The following is an 8,917-nucleotide window of genomic DNA, read 5'->3' as shown; positions in this document are numbered from 1 at the left end:
GTCGTCGGCGGTCCGTACAGCTCGGGCGCACTGGTCGGCGGACCGAACTTCGAATACGCGCCCGCCACGCCGGCCATCCTCGACAAGGTCGCCCGCATCAAGGCGATCGCCGATCGCCACGGCATCAGCATGAAGGCGGCGGGCCTGCAGTTCTCGCTCGCAAATCCTGCGGTGGCCGCCGTCATTCCCGGCGCGAGCCAGCCCAGCCGGCTCGCCGAGGACCGCGCCGCGCTGAACGAGCAGGTGCCGGTCGACTTCTGGCGCGAACTGCGTCAGGCCAAGCTGGTGCATCCGGACGCACCGCTGCCAGGCGGCGTCTGAGCGGCATGCCCCGTCCGGGCTACTGCGCCTGACGGGGTCATGCCTGCGGCGGGAAGGGCACGGGAAGGATGCGGGCCAGGGGCCGTCGGGCGTCCGGCTTGCCGGGACGGTTATCGTTCCAGCTTTCCGCCTCGCCGCGCGCCCCATCGTCCATGTCCCTGCCGACCGCGTCCCTCCTCCCGCCGCTCTTCGTCGTGTTCAACCGCGCCTCGGGCCGCGGGGACCGGGATGAGGTCGGCCCCGCCGTCGAGGCCGCCTGCCGCGCTGCGGGGCGGGAGTGCCAGTTGTTGCCCGTCGAGAGCCCCGACCAGCTCGCCGACACCGCCCGCGAGGCCGTCCGCCTGGCCCGCGAGGTGGACGGCGTCGTCGTCGCCGCCGGCGGCGACGGCACCATCAACTGCGTGGCGCAGAAGGTGCTCGGCAGCGGCTGCACCTTCGGCGTGCTGCCGCGCGGCACTTTCAACTACTTCGCCCGGACGCACGGCATCCCTTCCGACATCGACGGTGCGCTGCGCGTGCTCCTCCGTGAGAGCCCCTCGCCGGTCCAGGTGGGACTGCTCAACGACCGGGTCTTCCTCGTCAACGCGAGCCTCGGGCTCTACTCCCAGTCGCTGGAGGACCGCGAGGTCTGGAAGAAGCAGTTCGGTCGCAGCCGCCTGATTGCTGTCGGCGCGGTGCTCGCGACCATCCTGCGCGGCCACCGCAGCCTCGGCTTGACGATCGAATTGCACGGGCAGCCGCGCAACGTCCGGACCCCGACGGTGTTCGTCGGCAACAACGCGCTCCAGATGGAGCAGGTCGGCCTGCCGGAGGCGCAGGCGATCGATCGCGGCGAGTTGGCCGGCGTGATGCTCAAGCCGGTCGGGCGGTGGGGCCTGCTGAAGGTGCTCGCGCGCGGCGCGATGGGCAAGCTCGCGGAGGCGGACCAGGTCGTCAACTTCCCCTTCACCCGCCTGACCGTGCGCAACCGGCGCTTCGGCGCGCGGCGCGTGAAGGTCGCCACCGACGGCGAGGTGCTTTGGATGCGCCTGCCGGTGCGCTTCGAGGTCGCGCCGGAGCCCTTGATGCTGATCCGGCCCGACGGCTTGTCGGAAGAGCGCCGGCAGGCCCAGGAGAGCGGCCGATGACGGTCGTGCTCCAGATGTCCGATCCGCATTTCGGCACCGAGCGGCCGATGGCGGTGGGCGCGCTGGAGCGACTGTGCGGCGAGCTCAAGCCCGACCTGCTCCTCATCACCGGCGACATCACGCAGCGCGCGCGGCCGGTCGAGTTCTCGCGCGCCAAGGCCTTCGTCGAGAAACTCGGCGTGCCGGCACGGCTGGTCATCCCCGGGAACCACGACATCCCGTTGTACGCGGTGGCCACGCGCCTGCTGCATCCCTACCGGCGCTACGAGCGCGCGTTCGGGCCCGCCGAGGACGGCGAGTTCGAGACCGACGATCTGCTGGTCGTCGCGCTCAACACGACGCGCCGCTACCGGCACAAGAACGGCGAGGTGTCCGATCCGCAGATCGAGCGCACGGCGCAGCGGCTCGCGCGCGCGAAGCCGGATCAGGTGCGGCTCGTGGCGGTGCATCAGCCGGTGGCGGTGACCAAGCCGGTAGACGTGTCCAACCTGCTGCGTGGTCACGCGAAGGCCGTCCGGCGCTGGTCCGAGGCGGGCGTCGACGCCGTGGTCGGCGGCCACATCCACCTGCCGTATGTGCTGCCGCTGCATGAGCGTCGATCCGACCTGCCTCGTCCGGTCTGGGCGGTGCAGGCGGGCACGGCCCTGAGCGTCCGCGTGCGCGGAGGGATCCCGAACTCCGTCAACGTGATACGGACCGGTCCGGCGCGCTCGGCCGTCGTCGAACGCTGGGACGTCGACGAGACGGCGGGCCTCTTTCAGCGCGTGAACTCGACGTCGCTGGCCTGACGCCCGGCGCGTCTGCGACGGCGCGCCCAGCGCGCGAGTTCGATGCTCACGATCGAGACGGTGAGCCACGCGGCGCCGGAGGCGAAACCGGCCAGCACGTCGCTGGGGAAATGCACGCGCAGGAAGATGCGGCTCGCGCCGACCGAGAAGGCCAGCGCCGCCGCCGCGATCCAGGCCGGCACGTGCCAGCGCCGGGGCAGCAGGCGCACGGAGAGGTAGGCCAGCATGCCCAACGCGATCACCGAGCCCGAGCTGTGGCCGCTGGGGAAGCTGAAGCCGTCTTCGGTGAGCCACTGGGTCGGATGCACCGGGCGGGCGCGTTCGAAGATCTGCTTCAAGGTCGGATTGAGCGCGGCGTTGCCCAGCATCGCCAGGGCCCAGCCTAGCGCGAGTCCGCGACGGCGCAGGACGAGCAGGCCGACCGCCACGGCGATGCCGAGCGTGATCAGCGTCTCCCGGTTGCCGACGAAGGTGATCAGGTAGAACAGATGCAGCGCGAGGTCGGGCACGTGCTCGATCATCGCGACGATGAAGGCTTCGTCGAGCTGGCCGAGCGTCTGCTCGGTGTGGAGCTCCTCGGCGATCTCGGCGAACAGGAACGCGCCGCCGACGATGAAGGCGAAGCCGGCAGCGAAGCGCAGCAGCAGCGACACCGGGGACAGGGGCTCAGGCGCGGCGGCCTGTCCGCCGCGGTCCGGCAGCAGCGCGCGCGCGACGAGCCAGGTCGTGCCGGTGACCAGGACCAGCAGCGCGCCGTAGATCGCCAGCGCATGGGCGCCGGCGAGGCCGGCGGCGTCGAGGAAGGACATGTGGGACATCCGATGATTGTGCAGGGCATGTGAATCCCCTGCCGCTCGGTTCAATGAGGACGACCAACGTCGAACCACGTCGTGACCTGTTCCGGCGAGAGTCCGTGACGCATGCAGTTGCCCTCGTAAAGGCCTGCGAGTTCATCGAGCAGGAACTCCAGAAACATCGCCTCGTCCCCGACAGGAACTTGCTGCTCGGACGCGGCGGTGCCGGCGGGTTTCCGGTCGACGACCACCGCACGCATGGCGGGGCTCAGCTGCCGATAGAAGCGCGAGTACCGGGGATCCTTCCTTGATCCGCTCTCCGCCAACATCCACGGGTACTTTTGCATCGAGCGGCGATACATCCACTCGAACAGATCCACCGCGACGGAGACATCCTGGCGCTCGTAGACGCCCAGCATGGCGACGGCATAGTCGTGCGCCTTGACGCCGCCGAAGCTGAGCGGCGCACAGTGGCCCGTGAGGAGAGGCAGGTTGGCTGCGAGCCGACCGGTGCGCTTGTTCCCGTCGGAGAAGGCCTGCAGATAGGCAATGTGAACCCACAGGAAGAACGCGGCCTCGACGGGGTTCCGGATCGCTGCGGCCTTGACGGCGATCTGCTGAAGCAGCTCTTCGAGTTGGACCGGAATGCCGCCCGGGGTGTAGGCCGTGCCGGTCACCTGGACCACGATGTTCCGCACTCGACCGCAAAGCGCCGGGGGCTGGAGACCGTCGATCAGGCAACTTTGAAGGCGCAGAAGGAATTCGAAGCTCACGCGACGCGGCGCATCGAATGCGATCAGCTCCAGCGCCCGCTTGTGATTCAGGACGATGCGCAGGTCGCTGCTCTGTTCGGCGGACGCGGTCGCCAGTTGCTCGTTCATGCGCATGATCGAGGCCGTCTCCGCAAGCGTGAAGTTGCAGCCTTCCAGCTTCGAGGACGACCAGCAGAGTTCCGTCATGAACTCGGTCATCAGCGTCACGGCGCCGTAGAAATGATGCGGGCCGTTTTCCCAGTGCGCAGTCCGGTACAGGCTGTCTGCAAGCTGGGTCGGCAGCAGCGAATCGACATTGGGGTCGTAGTTGTCCAGGAACTCGCGGCGGTACGGCACCTTGTCCCGGAGATCGACCGGGGTGTCCAAGAAATTGAAGAGCCGACCGGAACTCTCCGACCAGTTCGGCGGCTTGGGTCGAGGTGCGAGGTAGGTGGAGTCCGGCTCGGACACCCCCGCGACGCGTCGGGTCGACTTGACGGCTCCGGGCTCATATCCCGCGCCCGCCGGGTCATGGCGGGGCGGCTCCCGCGCCGCATCGTTCAGGAATTCCATCGTTCGCCTCGCTTTCAACAACAAGGCTCGATGCTGCTCGGCGAAGGGCTTGACCTTGATCAAAACGCCGGGGAAGGGCGGCTCATCGTTCTCGGGTTTGACGGATCACGATTCGCGGACTCCCTTGGATTTGCTAGTCCGGCTGTCTCCCGACACCCCGCTGCGGCTTCCGCGCGACAAAGAAAAAAGCCGGACCTCGCGGCCCGGCTTTTCCTTGCAGGAGGGACGCTGGTCAGGCGTCCTGAAGAAACTCAGTACATCATCCAGCCGTTGCGGGCGACGCGGCGCAGCGAGAAGGCCAGGTCCGGGCGCTCGGCCGACTGCTCGGCGGCGGCTTGCAGGACGGCTTCGCGGGGGCGCAGCTCGATCGAGGCGTGGACGAATTCGACGACGGCGTGGCCGGCGCGCAGGGCCAGGCTCACCAGACGCTCGCCGGCTGCGCTCGCGGTGCGCGCCCGGGCTGCGTCGGCAGCCATCACTTGGACATTCAGCGTGGTGGTGGTCATGGCGGTTCCTTCTTGAGGTGATGTTCGGTGGCGCTTGGCGGGTGGCCGTTGCGCCATGGACGTCATATTGCGGTTTTCACGTACGGCACGCCAATTGCACTTGGGAATCGCGTCATCACCGCCGGAAATGACCCGTGACGGAATTAGCATCCGGGCCATGAGCACCCCCCGCCCCGTCAACTTCCGGACGCTGGACCTGAACCTGCTGCGCGTCTTCGACGTGGTGATGGAGGAACGCCACGTCACCCGCGCCGCCCACCGCCTGGCCATCACCCAGCCGGCCGTCAGCAACGCCCTGAGACGCCTGCGGGAGGCCACGCACGAGGAACTCTTCATTCCCAGTTCCACCGGCGTCGAACCCACGCCGCACGCCCAGTCGCTCTGGCCGGTCGTCCGGCGGGCCCTGTCCGCGCTGCAGCAGGCGCTGGAGCCCCAGGTCTTCGACCCGCGCGCCGCCGGCAACACCGTCAGCTTCACGCTGGCGATGGCGGACGCGACCGCCGCCCTCGTGGTGCCGCAACTGAGCCGGCGCTTCCTGGAAGAAGGCATCCACGTCGGCCTGCGCGTGGTGCCGCTCACCACCCGCGACCCGCGCGAGCTGCTGGAGCAGGGCTGGGCGGACCTGGCGATCGGCTTCTTCCCCGACCTGACCGAGCAGCTGCTGATCGAGGACGACAGCACCGCCTTCCGGCGCGAGGCGCTCTACGCCAGCCGCTACGTCTGCGTCATGCGGGCCGACCACCCGCTGGCCGAGCCCGGCGCGCTGACCTTGGACGCCTACTGCGCCGCGCAGCACCTGCGGGTGAGCTTCGCGGGAAGGGCGCACGGTTTCGTCGACGACGCCCTGGCGACCATCGGCCGCAAGCGCCGGGTGGCGATGACGGTCAACAGCTTCTTCACCGGCACGATGGCGGTGCAGCAGTCCGACCTGATCACGGTGCTGCCGGACAGCTTCGTGCCGGCCACCGGCTTCGCCGGCCAGCTCGCCTGTCGGAACCTGCCCTTCGCCCTGCGCGGCATCGACATCAGCCAGGTCTGGCACATCCGCGCCGAACCCGACCCGGCGCAGCGCTGGCTGCGGCAGGTGATCGGGGAGATCTCCGACGTGATCGCCGCCGGCGCCAGGGCGCTGCCGCAAACGGCCGGCGCCGTCTGACCCCAGTCGGACCTCGGCCTGACCGCCGCCTGAAGACACGCTGAAGAAGGGCCCCGGCGTCGCTGCCGTACGGGACCCGGTATTCCCTGCGGACCCTCGCAGCTTTTGTCTTCTTCCGCATCTCGGACGTGGCGCCTACATTGCGCGTCTTCCAGATGAGAGTCGTTCTCATCGACGGAGCCGGGTGATCCCGGTCCGCCCCGTCCCCCGGACGCCTGAGAAAGAGACGAGACCATGCGCCGATCTGCCCCTGCCTTCCGTTCCCAGCTCCGCCCGATCGGCGCCGCCGCGGCGCTCGCGATGTCGACGATCGCCCTGGTGCCAGGTATTGCCCAGGCCAACGTGCCCGCCGGCGGCGAACTGACGCTCTACACGACGCGCGAGGTCGCGCTGGTCCAGCCGCTGCTGTCGGCCTTCACCGCGAAGACGGGGACCAGGGTCAACACGGTGTTCGTGAAGGACGGGCTGCTGGAGCGCGTCAAGGCCGAAGGCGCGCGCTCGCCGGCCGACCTGCTGATGACGGTGGACGTCGGCAACCTGATCGACCTCGTCGAAGGCGGCGTGACGCAGCCGTTGAAGTCGGCCGAGGTCGACGCGGCCGTGCCGGCCAACCTGCGCGCCGCGGACGGCCAGTGGACGGCGCTCTCGCTGCGCGCCCGCGTGCTCTACGCGGATCCTGCCCTGAAGGCGACGGCGATCCGCTACGAGGACCTCGCCGACCCGAAGTGGAAGGGCAAGGTCTGCACGCGCTCGGGCCAGCACCCGTACAACACCGCGCTGGTGGCCGCGATGATCGCGCACGACGGCGAGGCGAAGACCGAGCAGTGGCTGCGCGGCCTGAAGGCCAACCTCGGCCGCAAGCCCACCGGCGGCGACCGCGACGTGGCGCGCGACATCCTCGGCGGCATCTGCGATGTCGGCCTGGCCAACTCGTACTACGTCGGCCAGATGAAGTCGGCCAAGCCCGGCAGCGACGCGCGCAAGTGGGGCGACGGCATCCAGGTGCTGAAGCCGACCTTCGCGAAGGGCGTGGGCACTCACGTCAACATCAGCGGCGCCGCGCTGGCCAAGCACGCGCCGAACAAGGCGGCCGCGCAGGCGCTGATGGCGTTCCTGGTGTCCGAGCCGGCGCAGCAGCTCTACGCGCAGACCAACTACGAATACCCGGTGCGGGCCGGCGTCACGCTGGATCCGCTGATCCAGTCGGCGATCGGCCCGGTGAAGGCCGATCCGCTGCCGCTGACGGAGATCGCGCGCCATCGCAAGCAGGCCAGCCTGCTGATCGACAAGGTCGCCTTCGACCAGTGATCGGGTGAGGCGAGTCTTCGACCGGCCGCAAGCGGTCGGTCCGCTCTGGCGCGTGACGGCCCTGGCCGTCGCGCTCGTCGTGCTGGCGCCGCTGGTCGCGCTGGCCTGGACGGCGCTAGGCGCCGGGGCCGCGCATTGGGGCCATCTCTTCGAGCACGTGCTGCCGCGCGCCGCCGCGCAGACGGCGACGCTGCTGACCGGCGTCGGCCTGCTGACGGCGGTCGTCGGCACCGGCTGCGCCTGGCTGGTGACACGCGTCGACTTCCCCGGCCGCGCGGTGCTGCGCTGGGCCCTGCTGCTGCCGCTGACGGTGCCGACCTACATCGCGGCCTACAGCTACGTCGATCTGCTGCATCCGATCGGACCGTTCCAGGGCGCCGTGCGCGCGCTGCTCGGGTTCGACTCACCGCGCCAGTTCCGGCTGCCCGATGCCCGCTCGATGGGCGGTGCGGTGCTGGTGCTGTCGGCGGTCCTCTATCCCTACGTCTACCTGAGCATGCGCGCGATGTTCGCGACGCAGCCCGCGCGCCTGATGGAAGCGGCGAGGCTGCTCGGCGAAGGGCCGTGGGGCGCGTTCCGGCGCGTCGCGCTGCCGATGGCGCGGCCGGCGCTCGCGGTCGGCGTGGGGCTGGTGCTGCTGGAGGTGCTGAACGACGTCGGCGCCTCCGAATTCCTCGGCGTGACGACGCTGACCACGACGATCTACACGACCTGGGTGACGCGCTCCGATCTCGGCGCGGCCGCGCAGATCGCCTGCGCGATGCTGGCGATGGTGGCCTTGCTGGTCTGGCTAGAGCGGCAGGGACGGCGCCGTCAGCGGTCCGGCACCGTGCGCGCGATGCGGGCCGGGGCGCCGCGCCGGTTGCGAGGCGCCTCCGCGTGGATGGCGACCGCGGCGGCGTCGTTGCCGGTGCTGATCGGCTTCGTGCTGCCTGCCGGCCACCTGGCGGTGCTGGCCTGGAAACGGGCGATGGAAGGCCACGGCCTGTCGACCGAGGTCGTGTCGGGCGCGATGCATTCGGCGGGACTGGCCTTGAGCGTGACGGCGATCGCCGTGGCGGCGGGCCTGGTCGTCGCCTGGGCGGCCCGGTCGACCGGTGGCGCAGAACGTCCTCGCGCCTGGTGGCTGGGCAGCGCGGCGCTCGGGTATGCGGTGCCCGGCACCGTCCTGGCGATCGGCCTGCTGCCGCCCGCGCTGGCGGTCGACGGCTGGATCGCCGAAGCGCTCGGATTGCCGGGCCTGCCGCTGATGAGCCTCGGCGCGGTGCTCGTCGTGGCCTGCGCGATGCGCTTCCTCGCCTTGCCGATCGGCGGCATCGAGGCCGGCCTGGCGCGGCTGCCGGCGCCGCTGGAACAGGTCGCGCGCTGCCTCGGCGAGACGCCGTTCGGCGTGCTGCGGCGCGTCCACCTGCCGCTGCTGCGCCCCGCGCTCACGGCGAGCGCGCTGCTGGTCTTCATCGACGTGATGAAGGAACTCCCGGCGTCGCTGCTGCTGCGGCCCGCCAACGTCGAGACGCTGCCGACGCTGCTCTACGCCGAGGCCGCGCGCGGCAGCTACGAGCACGGCGCGCTCGCGGCGCTGCTGATCGTCG

The 8,917-nt window shown here is 70.2% G+C and carries 9 protein-coding genes; 6 read left to right on the top strand and 3 right to left on the bottom strand.

Annotated features, from left to right (window positions below):
- From VF536_RS25695 to VF536_RS25685, 3 genes are all read left to right on the top strand, one after another.
- Nucleotides 1-321 (top strand): aldo/keto reductase (locus VF536_RS25695; protein ID WP_331617795.1); only part of this gene is annotated, 321 nt, incomplete at its 5' end.
- 152 nt (nt 322-473) lie between these two features.
- Nucleotides 474-1,448 carry a diacylglycerol/lipid kinase family protein gene (locus VF536_RS25690; protein ID WP_331617794.1) on the top strand — a complete coding sequence of 325 codons (975 nt, stop codon included), beginning with the start codon at nt 474-476 and terminating at the stop codon, nt 1,446-1,448.
- The gene (locus tag VF536_RS25685; RefSeq protein ID WP_331617793.1) at nt 1,445-2,236 is read left to right on the top strand and encodes a metallophosphoesterase family protein; all 792 of its coding nucleotides are present in this window, start codon (nt 1,445-1,447) and stop codon (nt 2,234-2,236) included. The genes VF536_RS25690 and VF536_RS25685 overlap by 4 nt, the downstream gene beginning before the upstream one ends.
- Here VF536_RS25685 and VF536_RS25680 read toward each other — a convergent pair.
- From VF536_RS25680 to VF536_RS25670, 3 genes are all read right to left on the bottom strand, one after another.
- Nucleotides 2,206-3,045: a phosphatase PAP2 family protein gene (locus tag VF536_RS25680; protein ID WP_331617792.1), complete on the bottom strand. Its 840-nt coding sequence runs from the start codon at nt 3,043-3,045 to the stop codon at nt 2,206-2,208. The genes VF536_RS25685 and VF536_RS25680 overlap by 31 nt on opposite strands.
- 50 nt (nt 3,046-3,095) lie before the next feature.
- A complete protein-coding gene (locus tag VF536_RS25675; RefSeq protein ID WP_331617791.1) occupies nt 3,096-4,418 on the bottom strand; it encodes a Fic family protein in 1,323 nt (440 codons plus the stop codon).
- 188 nt (nt 4,419-4,606) lie between these two features.
- Entirely contained in the window at nt 4,607-4,861 is a 255-nt protein-coding gene (locus VF536_RS25670; protein WP_088408501.1) for a hypothetical protein, read from the bottom strand.
- 157 nt (nt 4,862-5,018) lie between these two features.
- Between VF536_RS25670 and VF536_RS25665 the strand changes: the two genes are divergently transcribed.
- From VF536_RS25665 to VF536_RS25655, 3 genes are all read left to right on the top strand, one after another.
- Nucleotides 5,019-6,017 (top strand): LysR family transcriptional regulator, encoded by a 999-nt coding sequence (locus VF536_RS25665; RefSeq protein WP_331617790.1) that lies wholly within the window; start codon nt 5,019-5,021, stop codon nt 6,015-6,017.
- Nucleotides 6,018-6,251: 234 nt separating this feature from the next.
- On the top strand, nt 6,252-7,325 hold the full coding sequence (locus VF536_RS25660) for an extracellular solute-binding protein (protein ID WP_331617789.1): 1,074 nt from the start codon (nt 6,252-6,254) through the stop codon (nt 7,323-7,325).
- 4 nt (nt 7,326-7,329) lie between these two features.
- Nucleotides 7,330-8,917 (top strand): iron ABC transporter permease (locus VF536_RS25655; RefSeq protein ID WP_331617788.1); only part of this gene is annotated, 1,588 nt, incomplete at its 3' end.

Origin of the sequence: Roseateles sp., assembly GCF_036486225.1 — a bacterium.
In the GTDB taxonomy this organism is placed as follows: domain Bacteria; phylum Pseudomonadota; class Gammaproteobacteria; order Burkholderiales; family Burkholderiaceae_C; genus Roseateles.
Note: the sequence above shows the minus strand (reverse complement) of the source record. Positions and strands in the feature narration are given on the sequence as shown.